Source organism: Luteibacter sp. TLI7-4A (assembly GCF_056754745.1).
Genome location: NZ_JBPGWO010000001.1, coordinates 2,349,985 through 2,373,819, shown reverse-complemented (window position 1 = coordinate 2,373,819; position 23,835 = coordinate 2,349,985). Strand labels below are relative to the sequence as shown.

Genomic DNA, 23,835 nt, shown 5'->3' with positions numbered 1-23,835 from the left:
CCGTCTCACGACCACTATGCTCTGCTAAGGCAACCATGTCCCCACTCATCGACCGCCACGGACGTACCAAGCGCAAGCTGCGGATATCCTTGACCGACCGCTGCAACTTCCGCTGCACGTACTGCATGCCGGAACATCCGGACTGGCTGCCCCGTGCCAGCCTGCTCGGACGCGGCGAGATAGTGCGCCTGGCCGGCCTGTTCGTGGACCATGGCATCGACCAGATCCGCCTGACCGGCGGCGAGCCGCTGCTGCGCCGCGACCTCTCCGAATGCGTGCGGGAGATAAGCGCGCTCCGCGCGCGCGGGCTCTCGCGCCTTTCGATGACCACCAATGCCTCGCGCATCGCGCCCAAGGCTCGCGAGCTGGTGGAAGCGGGTATCGACGATTTCAACGTGAGCCTCGACGCGATCGACCCGGACACCTTTCGCCGCCTGACCCGGCGCGAGATCGCGCCTGTGCTGGACGGCATCGACGCACTGGTGGAAGCAGGGGCGAAGGTGAAGCTCAACGCCGTGGTGATTCGCGGCGACAACGAGAAGGACGTGGTGCCCCTGCTCGAGTGGGCGATGGCGCGGGGATTATCGTTGCGCTTCATCGAGTACATGCCGCTGGACGCGCCGGGCCACTGGAAACGCGATGCCGTCGTTTCCGAGGCCGAGATACTCGCGGCCATCGGTGAACGGCACCATGTGGAAAGCGTGCCCCGCGGCCACGATCCGGCCACGCCCTATCTCGTCGATGGGCGGTATCCGCTGGGCATCATTTCCACGGTATCCAATCCGTTCTGTTCCACCTGCGACCGGCTGCGCATCACCGCCACCGGCGAGTTGTTCACCTGCCTGTTCTCGCCCATCGGCACGCCCCTGGGCGCACGCCTGCGTGAAGGCGTGGATGACGCGACGTTGGCCGCGCAGGTCGCCCGGGCCGTATGGCTGAAGGATGCGGGCTACGCCTCGCGGCCCGGACCGGTCGACCGCCCACTGACCATGCATGCCATGGGCGGGTGAACTTCCGTATTCCAGGGATATCCATGAAACCGATCGTCTTCGAACTTTTCGCCAACCTCGAACGGCTGGCCGGGGCCAGCGAATGCCGTGTCGATGCCGGCGAGGAGACCGTCACCGTGGCCGACGCATTGGCCGTGCTGGCCAGGCAGCGGCCGGAGCTCGCCGGTTCGCTCGAACGTTGCGCCTGCGTCTCCGGCGACACCATCGTCCGCCGCGCCGATCCTCTTCCGGCCAGCCGCCGGATCGCCCTGTTGCCGCCCGTGGCCGGAGGTTGAACATGTCTCACGAGGTTCTTTCGCACGCCCCCATCGCCGTCGAGCCCCTGCTGGAACTGGATGCCCATCCGGAATGCGGCGGGCTGGCGCTCTTCGTCGGCACGGTGCGCGACCACCATGAAGGAAGGCAGGTGCGTCACCTGAAGTACACGGCGCACGAGCCGCTGGCCGCGAAGGTGATTCGCGACGTCGAGCACGCAACGCGCGAGCGCTACGGGGTACCGTATGTGCGCATCGTCCATCGGCTGGGCGATCTTTCCATCGGCGACGTCGCGATCGCCTGCGTGGTCCGCGCCCCGCATCGCGCGGAAGCGTTCGATGCCTGCCGTTACGCGGTGGACGCGGTGAAGCATGGCGCGCCGATCTGGAAGGAAGAGTTCTACGCCGATGGAAGCAGTGCCTTCGTGGAGGGCTGCTGCATCCGCGACGACCTCGACGCACCGGCCGTCACGTCGCATCGCCACCATTCGCACACGAGCCACGGATGAAAGACGTCAGCCAGAAGCCCGATTCCCTTCGCGTCGCACGCGCCACCGCCACCCTCCATGCCCCCGCCTCCTGCATCGACCTGTTGCGCAGTGGCGAGACCGAGAAAGGCGACCCGCTGAAGACGGCGCGTGTCGCCGGCATTCTCGCCGCCAAGCGCACCGATGAACTCATTCCGTTGTGCCACCCGTTGCCGATCCACCGGGCGGACGTGCATTACGAACTGGCCGATACCTTCGTACGCGTGATCGCCGAAGTGCAGACCATCGGCCCCACCGGGGTCGAGATGGAAGCGCTCACGGCGGCCAGCCTCGCGGCGCTCACGATCTACGACATGCTCAAGCCCTACGCCGAGCCCGACGAGCTGCATATCGAGGATTGCCGTCTCGAGCGCAAGACCGGCGGCAAATCCCACTACCGGCGCGCGTTGGATACGCCACGCAGTGCCGCGGTGGTCGTGTTGTCCGATACGGTGGCCAGTGGCGCCAAGCCGGATACGGCAGGAGCGTACGTGCGCGACGCGCTGATCGAGGCGAACTTCGCGCCGGTCGAGTACGCCGTGATCGCCGACGACGCGGAGGTGCTTGCCGACCTCCTGCGCTCGTTGGTGGACGGCGGCGTGGCGCTCGTCGTCACCGTCGGCGGGACGGGCCTCGGTCCCCGCGATATCACGGTGGACACGGTCCGGCCGATGCTCGACGTGGAGATCCCCGGGATCATGGAAGCGGCGCGAGCCTTCGGCCAGAAGCGCATGCCGTTCGCCATGCTTTCGCGTGGTGTCGCCGGATACGCGAGCGATACGCTGATCGCCACCTTCCCGGGGAGCCGCGGGGGGGCGAGCGAGTCGCTGGCGGCGACCTTGCCCGGCCTGGTCCACCTGCTGGAAACCGGGCGCGCGGGTGGCAGGCATCCCGGCGGCTACGGCGAAGCCCACTGACATGGCGTTGTTGCCGATCGAACAGGCGCTCGACCATTACCGCGCCGCCGTGCGCGCCTTGCCGACGCACCGGGTTCCCCTGGAGCTGGCGCTCGGCGCGGTATTGGCCGAATCGCCGACGGCGCGTATCGCGCTGCCGCGCTTCACCCAGAGCGCCGTGGATGGTTATGCGGTGCGAGCCGACGATGGCGTCGCGCCCCTGACGCTCATTGGCACGGCAGCGGCCGGCGATCCCGCGAAGGTGTCCGTCGGGCCGGGGCAGGCCGTACGTATCCTTACCGGAGGCATGTTGCCCGACGGCGCGAATGCCGTGGCCCGGCAGGAAATCGTCGAGCGCACGGGTGAAGGCATCGTGCTGCGCGAGCGCGTGCATGTGGGCGAAGCCATTCGCCATGAGGGCGAGGAACTCCGCGCCGGCGCCGTCATCGCCAAGGCGGGACAACGCGTCACCGCGGGCCTGCTCGCGGCCCTGGCGATGGCCGGCATCGATTCCCTGGACGTGTATCGGCGGCCGCGCGTGGTGGTGCTGGTCACCGGCGACGAAGTGGTGCGCGTGGGCGAACCGCTCGGTCCTGGACAGGTCTACGACGCCAACGGGCCGTTGTTGCGCGCGTGGTTCGTCGAACACGGCTACGGCGAGCCCGTGGTGGCCTATGTCCGCGATGACGAGAGCGCGCTCGAAGAGGCCATGAGCGCCGCTCTCGACAGCGCGGACCTCGTCGTCACCAGCGGTGGCGTCTCAGTGGGCGATCGCGATTTCATCCCCGTCGTCGCCGATCGGCTCGGCGTGCGCAACGTGTTCTGGAAGGTGGCGCAAAAGCCCGGTAAACCTCTGTGGTTCGGCATGCGCGACGGCAAGGCGCTGCTCGGCATGCCGGGCAACCCGGCGGCCGTGCTGGTCTGCCTGGCGGTGCATGCGCGCGCCGTGCTGGCCCGCCTGGAGGGCGAGGAAGGCGTGCAACCCGCGTGGCGCAGCGGCGTGCTGAAGACGGACGTCGAGGCGGACTCGGAGCGTGACAGGTTGCTGCGCATGCGCCTGGACATGGTCGACGGCACGGTATTGCTGGAACTGTTGCCGCGACAGGACTCCCACATGCTGAGCAATCTCGCCTCGGCGCATGCGCTGGTCTGGCTGCCGTCGCGATCCACCGCGTTCACCGCGGGTGAGCGAGTGGCCTGGCTGTCCATCTAGCACCGTCGCTGGAAGCTCCGGTGGGAACCAGGCCCTCGGGCCGGAGCGAGGCTCTGGTGGGACAAGCTTCTGGTGGGAGCCGACCTTGTCGGCGATGGGTGCTTGCCGCATTCTGGCCCGCTGCCGCGGGATCGCCGACAAGGTCGGCTCCCACAGAGTCAGACTTGTCTTCCAGGCCTCTCACCAGGGTCAGCCTCGTCTTGCCAGGCCCTCCCACCAGAGCGTGCCTTGTCTTACCAGGCCTTCACGTCGGACACGACCACGGTGTAGTCCTGCATGTCCGGCGAATAGCGGAACAGGCGGCCCAGGTCGAAGTCGACGCTCTTGCCCGGTTCGATGTTGGAGGTGCCGGCCGGCCAACCCTGCTTGCTGGCGACGACCTTGCCGGACGCGTCCTTCGCGTCGATGCGGATCTGCGCGGCGGCGGCTTCGCCGCACTTGTTGACGAGGTTGCCCTTCATGCTGAAACGCGGCTGGCCGGAGCCCTGCTGCAGCTTGACGGCGAAACCGTCGATGGTGAAATCCTTGGCGGCACAGGCGGCGTGGGCGGACAACGGCGCGGCGACGAACAGTGCGACGGCGATGGCGATCTTCTTCATGGGTGGTACCTGTCGATAGGGGATAGGTGCACACCCTCGGGAGAGGGCGTTAGCCCTCGTATCGGCAGGTTTCGGCCTGACTTTAGGATCTTTCCGATGGGGCCGGCGTGGCTCAGGCCGGCTCGAAGAGATCGCCGCTGACCTCGGCCAGCTCCGGATACCAGAGCTTCACCGGCGCGAAGCTGCGCCTGTGCACTTCGCAAGGGCCGAGCCTGTCCAGGGCATCGAGGTGTTCGGGCACGGCATAGCCCTTGTGCCTGGAGAAGCCGTAACCGGGATGCAACGCGTCCAGCGCGTGCATGTGCCGGTCACGGCTCACCTTCGCGAGGATCGACGCGGCGCTGATCGCCGGTTCCGTGGCGTCGCCGCCGATCACGGCGCGGCCTTCGCAGGGCAGTGAGCGCGGCAGGCGGTTGCCATCGATCAGGGCCAGGTGCGGGTTGAGCGAGAGGCCCATGAGCGACCGGGTCATGCCCACCATCGTCGCCTGGAAGATATTGATCCGGTCGATTTCCTGGTGGTCGACGAAGACCACGCAGTAGGCGAGGGCGCGCTCGACGATCCGGCCGTAGAGCTTCTCGCGCACGTCTTCGGTCAATTGCTTGGAGTCGTTGAGACCGCGGATCGGACGGGCGGGGTCGAGGATCACCGCGGCAACCACCACGGGCCCGGCGAGCGGCCCCCGTCCGGCCTCGTCCACCCCGGCGACGATGAGGTCGCTGGCGAGCTGGGAAGTGACGTTGCGCTTGCGTGGCATGGGTGGAAGCCTAGTGCCCGGTGGGCGTGACGGGCAAGCCGGACGCCACCACCAGGTCGGCCACGGCGTCCGCGGCATGGTCGGCCGCACGGCCTTCGAGGCCTCCGCGCAGTTCCTGGTGCAGGTACTCGAAGGCCGCCACGATAGCGCCGCGGCGTTCGCTGTCGCCGAGCAGTTCCAGGGTGGCCTGGGCGAGGTTCCCGGCCGTGCAGTCGTCCTGCATGAATTCGGGCACCAGGAGGCCACGGCCCAGGCCGCAGGCGCGGGCGAGGATGTTGGGCAGGCTGTACACGTCGGTCTTCAGCATGCGCAGCATCCGCGCGATGCGATAGCTGGTCGGCGATACCCGGTAGCCGACCACCATCGGCCGCTTGGCCAGCATGGCTTCCAGCGTGGCGGTGCCCGAGGCGAGCAGTACCGCGTCGGCGGCCACCATGGCGTCGTGGGCATGGCCGTCCGTCAACAGCGGTGGCGTACCTGGAAAATCGCGTAGCAGTTCGGTGAGCCGCGCATGCACGCGCTCGTTGGCTGCCGGAACGACGATGCGCAGCGCCGGCATGGCCGATGCGATGCGCCGCGCGGCTTCGATGAAGATGGCGCCCACGCGCTCGATCTCGCTGGGGCGGCTGCCAGGCAGGACGGCGAGCACGGGTGCGTCGTGGGGAAGGCCTAGCGCGTCGCGTGCGCCGTCACGGTCGGCCACCATCGGAAAGCGGTCGGCGAGGGGATGGCCGACGAAGCGCGCGTCGACGCCATGCTTCGCATAGATCGGCGGCTCCATCGGGAACAGGCAGAGCACGCGCTCCGCCGAGCGGCCGATCTTCTCGGCGCGCTTTTCGCGCCATGCCCATACGGAGGGGCTGACGTAGTGGGCCGTGACCAGGCCGGCGGCCTTGAGCTTGCGCTCCACGCCGAGGGTGAAGTCGGGTGCGTCGATGCCGATGGTGAGGGCGGGCTTCGCCGCGAAGAGCCTGGCCAGCAGTTCCCGACGCAGGCGGAGCAGCCGCGGCAGGTGCTTCACGACTTCGGCGAAACCCATGACCGACAGTTCGCGGATGTCGTACCAGGATTCGAAGCCGCGCGCGAGCATGCGCGGGCCGCCGATACCGGCGAAGCGGGCGCCCGGAAAGCGTGCCCGCAGCGCATCGATGAGATCGGCGCCGAGCTGGTCGCCGGAATCCTCGCCGGCGATGAGGGCGATCAACGGTGTTTCGGCCGAGGGGTTGCTCTTCTGCTGCATGGTGTGTGTTTCCCGCAGCGGATGTCAGCGGGCGAGCGAGCGCTCGCTGCGATCGATGAACTCGAGCATCTGGCGCACGTCCTCGCTGGTCTCGGCCTGGGCGAGCAACTGCTCGCGGGCCTCGGCCAATGGCAGGCCGGCCATGTACAGCGTGCGGTAGGCGCGCTTGATCGCCGCGATGCGCGTGGTGTCGAAGCCGCGGCGCTTGAGCCCTTCGCTGTTGATGCCGCGGGGCCGGCCTCGCGTCTCGTTGGCCATCATCACGAACGGCGGTACGTCCGATCCGACCAGGCAACCCATGCCGATGAACGCATGCGCGCCCACCTTGCAGAACTGGTGCACGCCCGAATAGCCGGAAAGGATCGTCCAGTCGCCGATCTCCGCATGTCCGGCCAGCGCCGAATAGTTGGAAAACACCACATGGTTGCCCACCTGGCAATCGTGCGCGATGTGCACGTAGGCGAGCAGCCAGTTGTCGTTGCCGATCCGGGTGATGCCGCCCCCGTCGCCGGTGCCTCGATTGATCGTGACGAACTCGCGGATGAGGTTACGGTCGCCGATGACGACCTCGGTACGCTCACCCTGCCACTTCTTGTCCTGCGGCGGGCCGCCGATGGATGCGAACTGCGAGATGCGGTTGTCGCGGCCGATGACGGTCGGACCTTCGATCACCACGTGCGGACCGACGGTCGTGCCCTCGCCGATGACGACCTCCGCGCCGACGATGCTGTACGCACCGATGGCGACGTTGTCCGCGATGCGCGCGGACGGATCGATCTGCGCGGTGGGATGGATCATTTGTCGCTCCTTGCGGCGCACATCAGTTCGCAACAGGCGACCACCTTGCCGTCGACCAGGGCCTTGGCCTCGAACAGGCCCATGCCACGGATGAGGCGCTTGAGCGAGACTTCCATCCGCAGCTGGTCGCCTGGCGCCACGACCGCGGAGAAGCGGGCGTTGTCCACCTTGACCAGGTAGAACAGCGGGCTGCCGGCGTTCCCGTCGATCTGGCTGGTGATCTGGGTCAGCAGGCCGGCGGTCTGTGCCATGGCCTCGACGATCAACACGCCCGGCATCACCGGATGACCGGGGAAGTGGCCCTGGAAGAACGGCTCGTTGATGGTGACGTTCTTGATCGCGGTGATGCATTTGCCGGGTTCGATCTCGATCACCCTGTCCACCAGCAGGAACGGGTAGCGGTGCGGCAGGAGCCGCTGGATCTGCTCCACGTCGACAGGGAGCGTCACGGCAGCTTTCAATTCGGTCATTGCCCTTTATCCTTTTCCAGCGCCGCCAGGCGGCGCGCGTACTCGTCGAGATGTTTCATGCGCGCCGCGTTGCGCCGCCACAGGCGGTTTTCCTGCAGCGGGGAGCCGGACGAGTATTCGCCGGGTTCCCTGATCGATGCCGTCACGAGGCTTTTCGCCGTGATGGTAACCCGGTCGGCCAGTTCGAGGTGGCCGAGGACACCCGCGTTGCCGCCGATGAGGCAATAGCGGCCGATCTTCGCGCTGCCCGCCACCGCCGAGCAACCGGCCATGGCGGTGTGCGCACCGATATGCACGTTGTGGGCGATCTGGATCTGGTTGTCCAGGCGCACGTCTTCCTCGAGCACCGTGTCTTCCAGGGCGCCGCGGTCGATGGTGGTGTTGGCGCCGATTTCGCAGTCGTTGCCGATGCGCACGCCGCCGAGTTGCGGCAGTTTCACCCAGTGATCGCGATCGAAGGCGAGGCCGAAGCCATCGGAACCGATCACGGCACCGGGATGGACCAGCACGCGCTCGCCCAGGGTCACGCGGATCACCAGCGTGACACGGGCGACCAGGCGGCTGCCGGCACCGACGACGCAGCCGGGGCCGATCGAGCAGTGCGGGCCCAGGACCGCGCCTTCCTCGATCACCGCGCCGTCCTCGATCACGCAGCAGGGTCCGACGCTGGCGGTGGGATGGACGCGCGCCGAGGGCGAGACCACGGCGCTGACGTGGATGCCGCGCGGTGCCGCCGCATGTTTCTCGAACAGGGCGGCGATCTTCGCATAGGCGACGTAGGGATCTTTCGCCACCAGCGCGGCCCCCTTGCGCAGGGGCAACGCGTCGGCGCCGAGCACCACGATGCCGGCTCGCGATTCGGCCAGCTGCGAGGTGTACTTGGGGTTCGACAGGAAGGTGAACTGGTTCGGGGTCGCCGCCGACAAGGTGCCGACGCCGTCCACGACGGTGGCCGGATCGCCGTGCGCTTCGAGGTCGAAGCGGGCGGCCAGTTCGGCCAGGGTGAATTGCGGATTCCCGCTCACGGAACGCTCCCAAAAGAAAAGGGGTGGCACCTGGCCACCCCCATGATTCTACAGGGTCTTCGCTGGAGACCGCGGTTAGAACGTATTGCCGAAGGTGAACTGGATGCGTTCGACGAAGCGGCTGTCGGCATCCTTCTTACGGAACGGCACGGCGAAGTTGATGATCAGCGGGCCGATCGGCGCCTGCCACTGCAGCGACAGGCCGGTGGAGGCGCGCAGGTCACTGGCGTCGAAGGAACCGTAGTCCTTGTAGACGTTACCGACGTCGACGAACCAGGAGACACGGGCCGTGTTCACGTCCTTCAGGAAGGGCAGGGGCAGGAAGACCTGCGCCGTACCGAGCACCTTGAACGCGCCACCGACGGGCTGGCCGTAGCTGTAGTAGCCGCCCGTGCACTGGCCCTTGCTGTTCGGCACCGAGGTCGTGCTGCCGCCGTCGCACAGGCGTGGGCCCAGGGTGTTGTCCTGGAAGCCGCGCACGTCGCGCACGCCGCCGGCGTAGTAGTTCTCCCAGAACGGGAACTCCACTTTGTCGCCCTTGCTGTAGAGCTTCGCGCCACGGGTACCGTCGGCATTGACGGCGTAACCATCGTTGTCGTAGGTCTGGCCGTAGGTCTTGCCGTAGCCGATCTGGCCGTCGAGGTAGAGCACGAAGCCCTTGCCGACCGGCCAGTAGTGGTTGGCTTCGCCGAACAGCTTGTAGAACTGGACGGTGGAGCCCGGCAACGCGCCCGAGATCGAGGCCGTCAGCTGGCCGCCGCGGGTCGGTGCCCAGTAGCTGTTACGGGTGTCGTGGGTGTAGCCCAGGCTCGAGGTCCACGAATGGATCGTCTTGTTGCCCAGGGCGTTCTGGTACGCCACCAGTTGTTGCGGCGTGTAGAACGAGGTGTTGATCAGGTTGGAACTGACGCCCAGGCTCGTCGACACCGAGTCGAAGTCGGTGATGGGGACCGACAGCGTGGTTTCGAACGACTTCGTGCTGTAGGTGTAGTTCGCCAGATCGGTGTCGCCGTAATCCAGCTTGCTGTAGCCCAGGTTGTAGCCGATCTGCACGCCGGAGTCGGTCAGGTACGGGTTGGTGTAGCTGGCGTTGACACGCTTGTAGTACGTGCTGGTTTCAGCGCCGATCGAGAAGCGGTCGCCGGTACCCAGGAAGTTGTTCTGCGAGACCGAGGCCGACAGGATGATGCCGGAGTACTGCGAGTAGCCGACGCCGAACATCAGCGAGCCCGCCGACTGTTCCTCGACCTTCGCGGTGAGGTCGACCTGGTCGACGGTGCCGGGCACCAGCGCCTTGTCGATGTCCACGGTCTTGAAATAGCCCAGGCGCTGCAGGCGGGTCTTCGAACGGTCGATCGCGCCCTGCGAGTACCAGGCGCCTTCGAGCTGGCGCATTTCACGGCGCAGCACTTCGTCTTCCGTACGGGTGTTGCCCTGGAAGACCACGCGGCGGACATACACGCGCTTGCCCGGCTCGATGAAGAGCGTGAGGTCGGCGGTGCGCTTGTCCTTGTCGAGCTTCGGAATCGGCGTGACCTTGGCGAAGGCGTAGCCGATGTTGGCGAGGATGCCCTTGATCGCGTCGGTGCTGGCCTCGATGGCGCCACGGTTGAAGGTGTCGCCCTTATGGATGAAGACCAGCTTGCGCAGGGTGTCTTCCGGCAGGATGAGTTCGCCGAGCAGCTTCACGTCGGAGACGGTATAGACCTCGCCTTCCTTGACGCTGGCGTCCACGTACATGGCGCGCTTGTCCGGGCTGATGGCCACCTGCGTGGAATCGATGCCGAAGTCGGCGTAGCCGCGGTTCATGTAGTAGTTGCTGAGCTTTTCCAGGTCGCCCGAAAGCTTCTCGCGCGAGTACTGGTCGTCCTTGGAATACCAGGACAGCCAGTTGGAGGTGTTCGATTCGAAGCCCTTGCGGATGTCCTTGTCGGCGAAGGCCTTGTTGCCGATGACGTTGATCTCCTTGATCTTCGCCGCCTTGCCTTCGCGGATCTCGATGTCGATCGCCACGCGGTTGCGGTCGAGGCGGGTGACATGCGGGTCGACCGAGACGTTGTACTTGCCGCGGTTGTAGTACTGGCGGATCAGTTCCTGCTGCACGCGGTCGAGCGACAGGCGGTCGAAGGTCTCGCCTTCGGCCAGGCCGATTTCCTTCAGGCCCTTGCGCAGGTCGTCTTCCTTGATGTCCTTGTTGCCGCGCAACGTGAGCTTGGCGATGGCCGGGCGCTCGACGACCTTGATCACCAGGATGTCGCCCTGGCGGTCGAGTTCGACGTCGCTGAAGAACTTGGTTTGGTAAAGGGCGCGAATGGCGGCTTGCGCCTTGTCGTCGCTCAGGGTTTCACCCTTCTCGATCGGAAGGTAGCTCAGCACCGTGCCCTGCGCGATGCGCGTGAGGCCGTCGATGCGGATGTCGGAAACGACGAACGGCTCGAAGGCAAGCGCATTGGCGGACAGGGAGGCAAGCAAGATCAGGGCGGCGATACGCTTCATCGTCGATTCCGTTGGGTTAATTCCAGCCGACGGCGGACGAGGCCGGCGACCGAAGAGGAGCACGCGCAGGACTCATGCCCTGCGTCGTTCGGCGCAGGACGCGCGAGCGTCCATAGCCTGGGTGATACGGTGAGTGGGTTCCGCGCAACGCGTGGATCCCCGTCACGAGACGAGCATTCGCTGGATGTCGTTGAAGAACGCCAGCCCCATCAACGTGAACAAGAGGACGATACCCACGTACTGGCCGGCGATCATGGTGCGTTCGCTGACCGGGCTGCCTTTGATCAACTCGATAAGGTAATACAGCAGGTGTCCACCGTCCAAGACCGGGATGGGCAGGAGGTTCAAGATCGCGAGGCTCAGGGACACCAGGGCCAGGAAGTTCAGGAACCAGCCGAGGCCACGATTGGCGGAATCGTTGGCGACCTGGGCGATGCCGATGACACCGGAGAGGTTCTTGGTGGAGGCCTCGCCGGACAGCATCTTGCCGATCAGGTTGAAGGTGGACGCGGTGCCCGTCCAGGTGGCGCGCAGCGACTCGCTGAAGGCGCGCACGGGGCCGTAGCGCAGCGTGGCCTCCTCCATGGGACGGGGTGCCACGCCGATCAGCCAGCGGGTGGGCTGGCCCTGCTCTGATTTCATCCGGGCGGTGATCTCGAACGTCTTCGGCTGCCCGTCTCGCTGGACCGTGACGGCGATCTTCGGCGATATCGCGGCCTGTTCCGGAACCAGCTTGGTGAAGTCACCGAAGTCGGACACCGGCTTGCCGTTGACGGACAGGATGCGGTCGCCGATGCGCATGCCGGCGAGGGAGGCGGGATCGCCGGGGACCACCTGGCCCACGATGGCCGGGAGTTGCAGGCCGAGGCCGAGCTGGGTGAACCGCTTGCCGATATCGCCGTTGGTGTCGAGGTTCTGCAAGGGCAGCACGACGTCGCGCTGGGCGCCATCGGTGCCGGTGACCCGCACCGGGAGGGGATCGTTGCCGAGCAGGCCATTGGCCAGCACTTCGGTCGCCTCGCTCCAGTTGCCCACCGGATCGCCGTTCATGGCGACGATGCGGTCGCCCGGGCGGATGCCGGCCACGGCGGCGACACTGCCGGGTTGGGCGGAGATCACGGGGGCCACGTCCGGCTTGCCGACCATGTACATCGCCCAGAACGCGGCGATGGTGAAAATGAGATTGAAGGCCGGGCCGGCCGCCACGATGGCGATGCGCTTCCAGACCGACTTGCCGGTGAATTCCTCGTCGCGCTGGGCGGGCGAGACGTCGCCTTCGCGGGCGTCCAGCATCTTGACGTAGCCGCCGAGCGGAATCGCGGCGATCTGGTATTCCGTGCCGTCCTTGGCCACGCGACGCCACAGCGGGCGACCGAAACCGACCGAAAAGCGCAGCACGCGCACGCCACAGCGGCGCGCGACCCAGTAGTGGCCGAATTCGTGGAAGGTCACCAGTACGCCGAGCGTAACCAGCAGCCAGAACACGGAACCTAGGACAGGACTCATCGGAGAGAGAGGGTCTCGAATAAAAAAACGTTTGGGTGGAGCGAGTTTAGCAGTAAGCGCGGTGAAGCACGTCCCGGGCCACCCTGCGTGCTTCGGCGTCACGTTCCACAAGGGACTGGACATCGACCACGGGTTGGGCTGGCAGTTCCTCAAGTACCCGTTCGACGAGCTCCGCGATGCCGAGGAAGGGGAGGGTTCCCGCCAGGAAGGCCTCGACCGCCACTTCGTTGGCCGCGTTGAGGATGGCCGTGGCGTCGCCGCCCGTCCGCAAGGCCTCGAAGGCCAGGGCGAGGCAGCGGAAGGTATCGGTGTCGGGTGCCTCGAAGTCGAGGCGGGCATGGGCGGCGAGATCCAGCGGGGCCACGCCCGCCTCGATCCGCTCCGGCCAGGCGAGCGCGCAGGCGATGGCCGTGCGCATGTCGGGGTTGCCCAGCTGGGCCAGCACCGAGCCGTCGACGTAGTCGACCATGGAATGGACCAGGCTCTGCGGGTGTACCACCACTTCGATCGCGTCCACCGGCGCGGCGAACAGGTGGTGGGCCTCGATCACTTCCAGGCCCTTGTTCATCAGCGTGGCCGAGTCGACCGAGATCTTCCGGCCCATGGCCCACTTGGGATGGGCGCAGGCCTCGTCCGGCGTGACCGCGCCCAGGTCGGCGCGCGTGCGGCCGCGGAAGGGGCCGCCCGAGGCGGTGAGGACGAGCCGGCGGACGCCCGAGCGTTGCAGGTCGGGCCGCCCGCCCGGCAGGCACTGGAAGATGGCGTTGTGTTCGGAGTCGATGGGAATCAGCTCGCCGCCACCCTGGCGCAACGCCTCGAGCAGCAGCGCCCCGCCCATCACGATGGATTCCTTGTTGGCCAGGAGCAGGCGCTTGCCCGCGCGTGCGGCGGCGAGGGTCGAGTCGAGTCCCGCCGCGCCGACGATGGCGGCGACGACGGTGTCGCACCGTGGCCCCGCGGCGGCCTGGGTGACGGCTTCGTGCCCCGAGGCGATATCGCAGCGCACACCGGCCGCGGCCAGGCGGCGAGCCAGGTCCGCCTCCATCGAAGGGTCGGCCACGATGGCGAGTTCGGGCCGGAAGCGCTCGCACAGCCTGGCCAGCGAGGCGGTATCGCGGTTGGCGGCCAGCACGGCGGCGCGGAAGCGCCCGGGATGGCGGGCGATGACGTCGAGCGTGCTGCCGCCGATGGAACCGGTGGCGCCGAGCACGGCGACCTGGCGGACGGCCATGGCTCAGAGCCCCAGCAACAGCTTGCCGGCGGCGAACACCGGCAGCGCGGCGAAGACGCTGTCGAGGCGATCCAGGAGTCCGCCGTGGCCCGGGAACAGGTCGCCTGAATCCTTCACCTCGGCGTGGCGCTTCATGAGGCTTTCGAAGAGGTCGCCGACCACCGCGATCGCCACGGTGACCACGCCCAATACCGCGAGGCCGGCCAGTTGCCAGCCTTCGCGCACCCCCAGCAGGAACCCGCCAAGCAACGTGACGAGGCCGCCGGCCACGATGGCGCCGTAGACGCCGGCCCAGGTCTTTCCCGGGCTGATCCGCGGGGCGAGCTTGCGCCGGCCGAAATGGCGGCCGCTGAAATAGGCGCCGGTATCGGCGAACCAGACGATCACGAGGGAAAGCAGGGTCCACCAGTTGCCGCGTTCGCCGCTGTGCATGAGGATCGCGGCGGCCAGGGTCGGCACGATCACGAAGGCGCCCACGCCCAGCTTGAGCATGCGGTTCTCGGCGTTAGGCGCGGCGGCGAAGCTGAAGTGGCGCAGCCAGAAGCAACAGCCGATCCACCAGGCCACGCCTGCCAGCGTCACCACGGTGAGCAGGCCCGGCGTGCGCACGACCAGCAAGGCGACGAACATCGCGGCGGCGACGCCGGCGACGATACCGCGGCCGACCGGGGTGCGGCAGCCGGCCAGCAGGCTCCATTCCCACGCGGCGCCGACGAAGACGATGGCGACCAGCGCGGCGAAGAAGCCGGTGGGCGGCAGCAGGATCAGGGCCAGGACCAACGGGATGAGGATCGCGGCGGTGGTGATGCGTTGTTTCAGCATGGGGTTCCGGCGTCAGCCTTTGGCGACCTGTTCGCCGGTGCGCCCGTAACGGCGCTCGCGGCGGGCATAGTCGTCGAGGGCCTCGTCGAGGCAGGCCTGGTCGACGTCGGGCCACAGGGTGTCGGTGAAATAAAGCTCGGCATAGGCGATCTGCCAGAGCAGGAAGTTGCTTACCCGGCGCTCGCCGCCGGTACGGATGAAGAGATCGAGCGGCGGTTGGTCGGCGAGGCAGGTGTAGCCGTGCAGGCGTGTTTCGTCGATGTCTTCGGCGTTGAACTCGCCACGGGCGACGGCTTCCGCCGCGAGCCGGGCCGCTCGTGCGATGTCCCAGCGCCCGCCGTAGTTCACCGCCACGTTCATGTTGAGCGCGGTGTTGGCGGCGGTCCGCTCCATCGCGGCGCGCATGCGTGCGCTCAGCTCGGGCGCGAAGGCGTCGAGGTCACCCACGAAGCGGATGCGCACGCCATTGCCGTGGAGTTCGTCCACTTCCTTGTCGAGCGCCTTCAGGAAGAGCTCCATCAAGGCCGAGACCTCGGTGGGCGGGCGCCGCCAGTTCTCGCTGGAGAAGGCGAACAGGGTCAGCGAGGCGATGCCGCGACGGAGGCAGAACTCCACCGCTTCCCTCACCGCCTTCTGCCCGGCGTGGTGGCCGAACGTGCGCGGGCGCAGGCGCTGCTTGGCCCAGCGGCCGTTGCCATCCATCACGATGGCGAGGTGGCGTGGCACCCCGGCTTCGGGCCTCGCTGCCATGGGTAGGGTCCGATGGCGCGTCAGAGCGCCATCAGCTCCTTTTCCTTTTCCTTCACCACGTCGTCCACTTCCTTGACGAACTTGTCGGTGAGCTTCTGGATATCGTCGTCGGCGCGCTTCTGGTCGTCCTCGGTGATTTCCTTGTCCTTGAAGAGCTTGGCCACGTGTTGCACGGCGTCGCGGCGCACGTTGCGGATGGCCACCTTGGCGGCCTCGCCTTCCTTCGCCACGCTCTTGGCGAGCTCCTTGCGGCGCTCCTCGGTCGGCGGCGGGAAGTTCAGGCGGATGTCCATGCCCATGGTGGTCGGGGTGATGCCGAGGTCGGAAGCCATGATGGCCTTCTCGATCGGGCCGACCATGCTCTTGTCGAAGGGCTTGACCGACAGCGAGCGCGCGTCCGGCGTGGTCACGTTGGCGACCTGGGACAGCGGGGTGGGCGTGCCGTAGTAGGGCACGACGATGTTGTCGAGGATCGAAGGGTTGGCGCGGCCCGTGCGGATGGTCTTCAGGTCGTGCTTGAGCGATTCGATACTCTTGCCCATGCGGGTCTGGGCATCGTTCTTGATGTCGTTGATCATGGACGTAATTCCGGTCGAACAGGTCAGCAAGCGAGTATAGCAGCGCGGGCGGCGCGGCCGTGCCGCACCGCGCCAAGGAGATGCCGGTGACGGCCGGGCGTCAGCCCGCGTCGACGAGGGTGCCGACCGGCTCGCCCCGCATGATCCTCATGAGATTGCCCGGCTGGGTCATGTCGTAGATGCGCAGCGGCAGCTTGTTCTCGCGGCACAGGGCGATGGCGGCGGTGTCCATCACTTCCAGGCGGCGCTCGATCACCTGGTTGTAGGTGAGGTGGTCGTAACGCTGGGCCGTGGGATCGCGCTTGGGATCGGCTGAATAGATGCCGTCGACCTTGGTCGCCTTCAGCAGCAGGTCGGCGCCGACTTCCACGGCGCGCAGGGCGGCGGCGGAGTCGGTGGTGAAGAAGGGGTTGCCGATGCCGGCGGCGAACAGGGCCACGCGGCCTTTCTCGAGGTGGCGGATCGCGCGGCGGCGGATGAAGTCCTCGCACACCTCGTTGATCTTGATCGCGCTCATGGTGCGGGCTTCGCCGCCGAGCTTCTCGATGGCGTCCTGCATGGCCAGCGCATTCATGACGGTGGCGAGCATGCCCATGTGGTCGCCGGTGACACGGTCCATGCCCGAGGCGGCCAGGCCGGCCCCGCGGAAGATGTTGCCGCCGCCGATGACGACGCCGACCTGTACCCCGGCGTCCCGAACTTCGAGGATTTCCTTCGCGAGCCGGCCGATCACCTTGGGATCGATCCCGTAATCCTCGCTACCCATGAGGGCTTCACCGGAGAGCTTGAGCAGGATACGGCGGTGGTTCAGCGGATTGCTCATGGGGATCTCCAGATTGTGTGGGGCAAAACGCTGGCAGTTTAGCGCGCCGGGAGTCATGACAGGAATGTGAAAAACTGTCGCGCATCGCGTTTTTGGGAAGCGGCGGGAAGGTAGGGGTGCGGTGAGGGCGCGGTTGAGTGCCCTGGTGGGAGCCGACCCTGTCGGCGATCCCGCGGCAGCGGGCCAGGTCGAGGCAAGCACCCATCGCCGACAGGGTCGGCTCCCACCAAAGCCGGCTCCCACCGGGGCTGGCTTCCATCCGGGTCACCAAGTCTTCCAACGGGCCCAAAAAAAGGCCGCGATCGCTCGCGGCCTTTTTCTTCCATCAGGCGGGGAGGGCTTACGCCAGGCCGGCCTGCTTCATCACTTCGGCCGCGAAGTCGTCTACGACCTTCTCGATGCCTTCGCCTACGGCGAGGCGCTGCACCGTGATGATCTCGGCGCCGGCCTTCTTCAGGGCCTCGGCGACTGTGATATCACCGTCCAGCACGTACGGCTGGCCGACCAGCGTGGCTTCGGCGAGGATCTTGTTGATCTTGCCGGTCACGATCTTGTCGAGGATGTCGGCCGGCTTGGCCTTTTCCTTCTCCGACATCTGGCTCAGCGCGATTTCCTTTTCCTTCTCGACGTAGTCGGCGGGGACGTCTTCCACCTTGATGAACTTGGGGTTCATCGCGGCGACGTGCATGGCGATGCCCTTGGCCAGCTCTTCCGAGCCGCCCTTGAGGGTCACCAGCACGCCGATGCGGCCGCTGTGCGAGTACGCGCCGATCGGGCCGTCGTTTTCGACCTTCGCCATGCGGCGCACGTCGAACTTCTCGCCGATCACGAGGGTGAGCGCCTTGGCGCCGTCCTCGACCGTGTTGTCACCGAGCTTGGTGGCCTTCAACGCATCGATATCGGCAGCGCCGGACTCGAGGGCGACGTTGGCGACGTCCTTGGTGAACTGGATGAACTGTTCGTTGCGCGAGGAGAAGTCGGTTTCGCTGTTGACTTCGACCAGGACGGCCTTGCCGGCCTTCTGGGCGACGGCGATCAGGCCTTCGGCGGCGACGCGGTCGGCCTTCTTGTCCGCCTTGGCGAGGCCGTTCTTGCGCAGCCATTCCATCGCCGCTTCGATGTCGCCGTTGTTTTCGACGAGTGCCTTCTTGCACTCCATCATGCCTACGCCGGAACGCTCACGCAGTTCCTTGACGAGGCCCGCGGTGATCTCAGCCATGGTAATTCCTCAATGATTTGATGGGCGCCGCGGCGGTGGTGCCGCGGCGCCGGATGAAACGGAAGAGCGTGCTACGGGGTGGGGCGCTTACGCGCGGCCACGACCACCCTCACGGCCGCCTTCGCGACGCGGCGCACCCTTCTTGGCCGGGGCGCCACGACGCTCGCCACGCGGGGCTTCGTCCTTGGCGACCGGGTTGCCTTCCTCGTCCAGCTCGACGAACTCGTTCGCGTCGCCACGGGCGGCGTTCGGCGAAGCGGCCTTGCCTTCCAGGATGGAGTCGGCGGCGGCGCGGGCGTACAGCTGGATGGCGCGGATGGCGTCGTCGTTACCCGGGATGGCGTAGTCGACGAGGGCCGGGTCGTAGTTGGTATCGACGACGGCGACGACCGGGATGCCGAGCTTGCGGGCTTCCTGGACGGCGATGTCTTCGTGGCCGATGTCCACGATGAAGAGGGCGTCCGGCAGGCGATTCATGTCCTTGATGCCGCCCAGCGAGTTCTGCAGCTTGTCGCGCTCGCGACGGCGGGCCAGCACTTCGTGCTTGACCAGGCGCTCGAACGAACCGTCGGTTTCAGCGGCCTCGAGTTCCTTCAGGCGGGCGACCGACTGCTTGACCGTGCGGAAGTTGGTCAGCATGCCGCCGAGCCAGCGGGCGGTGACGAACGGCTGGCCGGCGCGTGCGGCTTCCTCGGCGAGGGCCTCGCGGGCCGAACGCTTGGTGCCGACGAACAGGATGGTGCCGCCCTTCTGGGCCAGGCCCGAGAGGAAGTTCATCGCGTCGGTGAAGAGCGGGAGCGTCTTCTCGAGGTTGATGATGTGGATCTTGCCGCGGGCGCCGAAGATGTACGGAGCCATCTTGGGGTTCCAGTAGCGGGTCTGGTGACCGAAATGGACGCCGGCTTCCAGCATCTCGCGCATGGTGACTTGTGCCATGGAATTACTCCTGGGCGAACCGCTCGGGCGGTTCTATGGGGGTTGGGACCTCCACGCATCCCCGGCTTCGACCCGATCCTGCCGCGGCGCCTTTCGCGACGACGGAGGAGCAGGCACCCCGAAGGCGGTGCCGATGCGTGTGTGGCGTTAAAAGCGACTGCCTTGCGCCGGGCCAAGAATGGCGCCGTGCGGTTACAATCGCGCTTTGATTCGCCGCCGCGGTCACCTGAGAGTGACTTCGCCGGACAGCAAAACTCGCTAATTGTAGCCCCTGGACCCACCCGGCCGCAAGCCAAGGGTGGATTTCCGACAGGGTCGCCGCCACCTCGGGTGGCAGGCCCAATACCCTGAGGGCAAAGGAAAAAGAGAACCCATCATGGCAGTCGTACCGAAGACCCCCGAAGAGATCCAGGCCATGCGCGAGGCCGGCCGCCTGGCCGCCGAAGTGCTGGCCATGCTCGTGCCGCACGTGAAGCCCGGTGTCACCACCGAGGAACTGGACCAGATCGCCCACGACCATATCGTGAACGTGCAGAAGGCCATCCCGGCCAACGTCGGTTACCGGGGCTATCCGAAGACCACCTGCACGTCGGTCAACCACGTGATCTGCCACGGGATTCCCAGCCCGACCAAGGTCCTGAAGGACGGGGACATCGTCAATATCGACGTCACCGTCATCAAGGACGGCTGGCACGGCGACACCAGCCGCATGTACTTCGTGGGCACGCCCAGCGTCCTGGCGAAGCGCCTGGTCGATACCACCTTCGAGGCGATGATGAAGGGTATCGAGGCGGTCAAGCCGGGCGCGACGCTGGGCGACGTCGGCGCCGCGATCCAGAAGCACGCCGAGGCGGCTGGCTTCTCGGTGGTCCGCGAGTACTGCGGCCACGGCATCGGCAAGGTCTACCACGACGAGCCCCAGGTGCTGCACTACGGGCGCGCCGGCACGGGGCTGGAGCTGAAGCCGGGCATGACCTTCACCATCGAGCCGATGGTCAACGCGGGCAAGCCGCAGACGAAGTCGCTGCCGGACGGCTGGACCGTGGTCACCAAGGATCATTCGCTCTCGGCGCAATGGGAGCACACCATCGCGGTCACCGAGGACGGTTTCGAAATCCTCACGCCCTGGCCGGACGTCGCCTGATGCGCTTTCGACGAGGGGGCGCCTGACCCTCGTCCGGTTCCATTCCCACCACCATCGAGGGCTCCCGACGTGACGCTGCCATCGCTTCCACGCCTGCCCGCCGTGGTGCCCCGCTCGGGCGTGTCGCCCGAAGCGCGGCGTTCGCTCAGGCAGTTGCTGGGCGACGTCGATCGTGCGCTCACCGTCGCCTTCCACGACGGTGAGGATGCATCCGCGCTGGCCCGGCGCCGGGCCGAGATCGTCGAGCGCATCGTCGTCCACACCTGGGGCGCCTGCCTGGGCGACATCGCTGCCGCGGCGTTGTTCGCCGTGGGTGGCTTCGGTCGCGGCATGCTTTTCCCTCGGTCGGACGTGGACCTCCTCGCGCTGGTGGGCGAAAGCTCGCCGGCGCTCTACCGCGCGCTGGAAAACTTCTTCGCCTGCCTGTGGGACATCGGCCTGAAGCCGGGGCATGCCGTGCGCACCACGGAGCAATGCCGTGAGCTGGCGGCACGGGACCTGAGCGTCTTCACCAGCCTGCTCGATGCCCGGCGACTGGTCGGCTGGCCCATCCTGGGCAATGAACTCCGAGGCATCCTCGACGATCCCGAGGTGTGGCCGCCACGGGCCTACCTTGCCGCGCGCCTCGCCGAACGCGATGCGCGGCATGCGCGTTACGACGACACCGCGCAGAACCTGGAGCCCAACCTCAAGGACGGCCCGGGTGGACTACGCACGCTCGATGCCATCCGCTGGCTGGGACGGCGCCTGGCCAATGCGCCGGATTTCGACGCGATGGTGGCCGAGGGACTCCTGGAGCCGGTGGAGGCCGCCCGGCTGACCCACGCGGAAGAGACCCTGCGTCGTTACCGTTATGCCTTGCACCTGGAGGCGGGACGCGCCGAGGAGCGCCTGCTGTTCGATTACCAGCGGGCGCTGGCCGCGCGGCTCGGTTTCGAGGACGAGCACGCGAAGAACCTGGGCGTCGAGCAGTTCATGCAGGGCTACTACCGCGCCGCCACCCAGATCGAGCGTTCGGGCACGCAACTGGTCGAGCGTTTCGAGGAGATGCTCGACCCCGTGACGGAGCCATTGCCGGTCGGCAGCGATTACGTACGTTTTGGCGCGCGTATCGCGTTGCGCAATCCGCACCTGTTCATACGCCGTCCTTCGGCGCTCGTCGAAATCTTCATCGCCCGCCTCGACGAACCGGGCATCGCCGGCTTCACCGCCGAGACGATGCGGCGCATCCAGCATGCGGTGTCGGCACACGGCGAGTCGCTCGCCGACGATCCGCAGGTATTGAGCGCCTTCCTCACGCTGCTTCGCCGCGGGGCACCCGCCGTGGAAGCCTTGTGGCGGATGAACCGGCATGGCCTGCTCGCGGCGGTGCTGCCCGCGTTCGGCAAGGTCGTGGGGCGCATGCAGTACGACCTGTTCCACGTCTACACCGTCGACGAGCACACGTTGCGGGTGCTGCGCAACGTCGCCCGTTTCGCCGAGCCCGCCGCCCGGCGCGATTTCCCCATCGCATGCGAAATCTGGCCGCATGTCGAAAGGCCCGAGCTGTTGCTGTTGGCCGCGCTGTTCCACGACATCGCCAAGGGCCGCGGCGGCGATCATTCCATGTTGGGCGAGGAGGACGCCCGCGCCTTCTGCACGCGGCTGGGACTTCCGGACGAACACGTGGAGCTGGTCGCCTGGCTGGTCCGCCATCACCTGCTGATGAGCACCACGGCGCAGCGCCAGGACATCACCGATCCCGACGTCGTGCACCGCTTCGCCGCCGTGGTGGAGGACTGGGAGCACCTGGATCATCTCTACCTGCTGACCATCGCCGACATCATCGGCACGAGCCCCAAGCTGTGGAACGCATGGAAGGATCGCCTCCTGGCCGACCTCTATACCGCCACGCGCTTCGCCCTGCGCAGCGACCTCACGCCGCCCGATCATTCGGGCATGCGCGTGCGCGAGTGCCGCGACCGGGCCCTCGGCATGCTGGTGGCCGAGCACATCGCCGCCGACGACATCGCGAAGGTGTGGGCCGAATTTCCCGATACGAGCTTCCTGCGCCACCGGCCTGAGCAGATCGCCTGGCAGACCGCCGCCATCCTGCGCGCGCACGGCGCCACGCCGCTGGTCGAGGTGCATCCCTTCTCGGTGAGGGGAAGCACGGAACTCTTCATCTATACCCCCGACCGCGACGGCTTGTTCGCCACGGTGACGGCGGTGCTCGACCGCTTGCGTTTCTCGGTGGTGGAAGCGCGCATCCTCGTTTCCAGCACGGGCAAGGCGCTCGACACGTTCCTCCTGCTGGAATCGGATTCGCAGGCCCCCGCGTCGCTGCAGCGGTCCGAGGAATTGCGCACGCGCATGCTGCGCGCGCTCGATCAGCCGGCGGGGCAGGGGCCGCCTAAACGCAGCCTGTCGCGCCACCTGCGTCACTTCCAGATGGCGCCGCGCATCGAGTTCGTCGACGCGGGCGAACGCACGCAGCTCGCGCTGGTGTGCACCGACCGCCCCGGCCTGCTCGCGGCCGTGGCCCAGGCGCTGGCCGAAGCCGAAGTGCGCGTGCATGATGCGCGCATCGCCACGTTCGGCGAGCGTGTCGAAGATTTCTTCCAACTCACCGATCGCAGCAATGCGCCGTTGTCGCCCGAACGCCGGGAGATCCTGCGGGCATGCCTGCTGCGCCATATCGGTTCCGAAAATCCCAGGACTCCGCACCATGCAGATGCAAACGCTTGAATCCCTGATCGACAGCGCCTTCGAGCGCCGCGCCGAGCTGACCCAGAACGAGATCGAGGGCGACCTGCGCGAGGCCGTCGAGCAAGTGCTCAACCTGCTCGAGTCCGGCGAGCGCCGCGTGGCCGAGCCCGATGGCAACGGCGGGTGGAAGGTCAACCAATGGCTGAAGAAGGCCGTCCTCCTTTATTTCCGCATGAACGGCAACCAGGTCGTCGACGGCGGCCCGTCGAGCGCGTTCGACAAGGTGCCGCTGCGCTTTACCGACGGCGATGCCGCCGAATACGCGGCGCTCGGCGCGCGTGTCGTGCCGGGCGCGCTGGTGCGACGTGGCGCGCATATCGCCAGGGACGTGGTGTTGATGCCGAGCTACACGAACATCGGTGCCCATGTCGGCGCGGGGACGATGGTCGATACCTGGGCCACGGTCGGCTCCTGCGCACAGATCGGCGCGAACGTGCACCTGTCCGGTGGCGTCGGCATCGGCGGCGTGCTCGAACCGTTGCAGGCCAATCCGACCATCATCGAGGACAACTGCTTCATCGGCGCCCGTTCCGAGGTGGTCGAGGGCGTGGTGGTGGAAAAGGGTTCGGTGATCGGCATGGGCGTGTTCCTGGGCCAGTCCACCCGTATCTACAACCGGGCCACGGGCGAGATCAGCTACGGGCGCGTGCCCGCGGGCAGCGTCGTCGTCTCCGGCAGCCTTCCGGCGAAGGACGGAAGCCACAGCCTCTATGCGGCGGTCATCGTGAAACAGGTGGACGAGAAGACCCGCTCGAAGACCGGCATCAACGAACTCCTGCGCAGCGGCGACTGA

General features: G+C 67.0%; 23 protein-coding genes. 8 read left to right on the top strand and 15 right to left on the bottom strand.

The features are described 5' to 3' along the window. The first annotated feature begins 35 nt into the window (after nt 1–35). Genes moaA through ACR9Y6_RS10475 form a run of 5 tightly spaced genes read left to right on the top strand, consistent with a single transcriptional unit; the run spans nt 36 to nt 3,900 of the window. A complete protein-coding gene (gene moaA / locus ACR9Y6_RS10495; protein WP_481281224.1) occupies nt 36–1,010 on the top strand; it encodes a GTP 3',8-cyclase MoaA in 975 nt (324 codons plus the stop codon). Nucleotides 1,011–1,033: 23 nt separating this feature from the next. Then, nucleotides 1,034–1,285: a MoaD/ThiS family protein gene (locus ACR9Y6_RS10490; protein WP_481281223.1), complete on the top strand. Its 252-nt coding sequence runs from the start codon at nt 1,034–1,036 to the stop codon at nt 1,283–1,285. A gap of 2 nt (nt 1,286–1,287) precedes the next feature. Continuing rightward, the gene (locus ACR9Y6_RS10485) at nt 1,288–1,773 is read left to right on the top strand and encodes a molybdenum cofactor biosynthesis protein MoaE (RefSeq protein WP_481281222.1); all 486 of its coding nucleotides are present in this window, start codon (nt 1,288–1,290) and stop codon (nt 1,771–1,773) included. Next, nucleotides 1,770–2,708 (top strand): bifunctional molybdenum cofactor biosynthesis protein MoaC/MoaB, encoded by a 939-nt coding sequence (gene moaCB / locus ACR9Y6_RS10480; RefSeq protein WP_481281221.1) that lies wholly within the window; start codon nt 1,770–1,772, stop codon nt 2,706–2,708. Before ACR9Y6_RS10485 ends, moaCB begins: the two co-directional genes overlap by 4 nt. Nucleotide 2,709: 1 nt before the next feature. Then, a complete protein-coding gene (locus ACR9Y6_RS10475; protein ID WP_481281220.1) occupies nt 2,710–3,900 on the top strand; it encodes a molybdopterin molybdotransferase MoeA in 1,191 nt (396 codons plus the stop codon). Nucleotides 3,901–4,133: 233 nt separating this feature from the next. Here the strand turns inward: ACR9Y6_RS10475 and ACR9Y6_RS10470 are convergent, their stop codons facing one another. The 15 genes from ACR9Y6_RS10470 to rpsB form a co-directional block, all read right to left on the bottom strand. Beyond that, nucleotides 4,134–4,499: a hypothetical protein gene (locus tag ACR9Y6_RS10470; protein ID WP_481281219.1), complete on the bottom strand. Its 366-nt coding sequence runs from the start codon at nt 4,497–4,499 to the stop codon at nt 4,134–4,136. A 112-nt stretch (nt 4,500–4,611) separates the two neighbouring features. Further along, complete coding sequence (rnhB, locus tag ACR9Y6_RS10465) at nt 4,612–5,256, bottom strand: ribonuclease HII (protein ID WP_481281218.1); 645 nt, start codon at nt 5,254–5,256, stop codon at nt 4,612–4,614. 10 nt (nt 5,257–5,266) lie between these two features. Beyond that, on the bottom strand, nt 5,267–6,496 hold the full coding sequence (gene lpxB / locus ACR9Y6_RS10460; protein ID WP_481281217.1) for a lipid-A-disaccharide synthase: 1,230 nt from the start codon (nt 6,494–6,496) through the stop codon (nt 5,267–5,269). Between the two features lie 24 nt (nt 6,497–6,520). After that, nucleotides 6,521–7,294 carry an acyl-ACP--UDP-N-acetylglucosamine O-acyltransferase gene (lpxA, locus tag ACR9Y6_RS10455; RefSeq protein WP_481281216.1) on the bottom strand — a complete coding sequence of 258 codons (774 nt, stop codon included), beginning with the start codon at nt 7,292–7,294 and terminating at the stop codon, nt 6,521–6,523. Continuing rightward, nucleotides 7,291–7,764 carry a 3-hydroxyacyl-ACP dehydratase FabZ gene (gene fabZ / locus ACR9Y6_RS10450; protein WP_429197761.1) on the bottom strand — a complete coding sequence of 158 codons (474 nt, stop codon included), beginning with the start codon at nt 7,762–7,764 and terminating at the stop codon, nt 7,291–7,293. Before fabZ ends, lpxA begins: the two co-directional genes overlap by 4 nt. Beyond that, entirely contained in the window at nt 7,761–8,789 is a 1,029-nt protein-coding gene (gene lpxD, locus ACR9Y6_RS10445) for a UDP-3-O-(3-hydroxymyristoyl)glucosamine N-acyltransferase (RefSeq protein ID WP_481281215.1), read from the bottom strand. Before lpxD ends, fabZ begins: the two co-directional genes overlap by 4 nt. 75 nt (nt 8,790–8,864) lie before the next feature. Beyond that, the gene (bamA, locus tag ACR9Y6_RS10440; protein WP_481281214.1) at nt 8,865–11,285 is read right to left on the bottom strand and encodes an outer membrane protein assembly factor BamA; all 2,421 of its coding nucleotides are present in this window, start codon (nt 11,283–11,285) and stop codon (nt 8,865–8,867) included. Nucleotides 11,286–11,447: 162 nt separating this feature from the next. Then, nucleotides 11,448–12,791 (bottom strand): RIP metalloprotease RseP, encoded by a 1,344-nt coding sequence (gene rseP, locus ACR9Y6_RS10435; protein WP_481281213.1) that lies wholly within the window; start codon nt 12,789–12,791, stop codon nt 11,448–11,450. Between the two features lie 46 nt (nt 12,792–12,837). After that, nucleotides 12,838–14,022 carry a 1-deoxy-D-xylulose-5-phosphate reductoisomerase gene (locus tag ACR9Y6_RS10430; protein ID WP_481281212.1) on the bottom strand — a complete coding sequence of 395 codons (1,185 nt, stop codon included), beginning with the start codon at nt 14,020–14,022 and terminating at the stop codon, nt 12,838–12,840. A gap of 3 nt (nt 14,023–14,025) precedes the next feature. Next, the gene (locus ACR9Y6_RS10425) at nt 14,026–14,844 is read right to left on the bottom strand and encodes a phosphatidate cytidylyltransferase (RefSeq protein WP_481281211.1); all 819 of its coding nucleotides are present in this window, start codon (nt 14,842–14,844) and stop codon (nt 14,026–14,028) included. Between the two features lie 12 nt (nt 14,845–14,856). Beyond that, on the bottom strand, nt 14,857–15,594 hold the full coding sequence (gene uppS, locus ACR9Y6_RS10420; protein WP_481281210.1) for a polyprenyl diphosphate synthase: 738 nt from the start codon (nt 15,592–15,594) through the stop codon (nt 14,857–14,859). 20 nt (nt 15,595–15,614) lie between these two features. Then, nucleotides 15,615–16,172: a ribosome recycling factor gene (gene frr, locus ACR9Y6_RS10415; RefSeq protein ID WP_426287010.1), complete on the bottom strand. Its 558-nt coding sequence runs from the start codon at nt 16,170–16,172 to the stop codon at nt 15,615–15,617. Nucleotides 16,173–16,272: 100 nt separating this feature from the next. Beyond that, entirely contained in the window at nt 16,273–16,995 is a 723-nt protein-coding gene (pyrH, locus tag ACR9Y6_RS10410; protein ID WP_426287011.1) for a UMP kinase, read from the bottom strand. 340 nt (nt 16,996–17,335) lie between these two features. Then, nucleotides 17,336–18,214: a translation elongation factor Ts gene (gene tsf, locus ACR9Y6_RS10405; RefSeq protein ID WP_481281209.1), complete on the bottom strand. Its 879-nt coding sequence runs from the start codon at nt 18,212–18,214 to the stop codon at nt 17,336–17,338. Nucleotides 18,215–18,301: 87 nt separating this feature from the next. Continuing rightward, nucleotides 18,302–19,150 carry a 30S ribosomal protein S2 gene (gene rpsB / locus ACR9Y6_RS10400; protein WP_481281208.1) on the bottom strand — a complete coding sequence of 283 codons (849 nt, stop codon included), beginning with the start codon at nt 19,148–19,150 and terminating at the stop codon, nt 18,302–18,304. A gap of 376 nt (nt 19,151–19,526) precedes the next feature. Between rpsB and map the strand changes: the two genes are divergently transcribed. From map to dapD, 3 genes are all read left to right on the top strand, one after another. Continuing rightward, entirely contained in the window at nt 19,527–20,294 is a 768-nt protein-coding gene (gene map, locus ACR9Y6_RS10395; RefSeq protein ID WP_481281207.1) for a type I methionyl aminopeptidase, read from the top strand. Between the two features lie 69 nt (nt 20,295–20,363). Continuing rightward, entirely contained in the window at nt 20,364–23,021 is a 2,658-nt protein-coding gene (gene glnD / locus ACR9Y6_RS10390) for a [protein-PII] uridylyltransferase (RefSeq protein ID WP_481281206.1), read from the top strand. Continuing rightward, on the top strand, nt 22,915–23,835 hold the full coding sequence (dapD, locus tag ACR9Y6_RS10385) for a 2,3,4,5-tetrahydropyridine-2,6-dicarboxylate N-succinyltransferase (protein WP_481281205.1): 921 nt from the start codon (nt 22,915–22,917) through the stop codon (nt 23,833–23,835). Before glnD ends, dapD begins: the two co-directional genes overlap by 107 nt.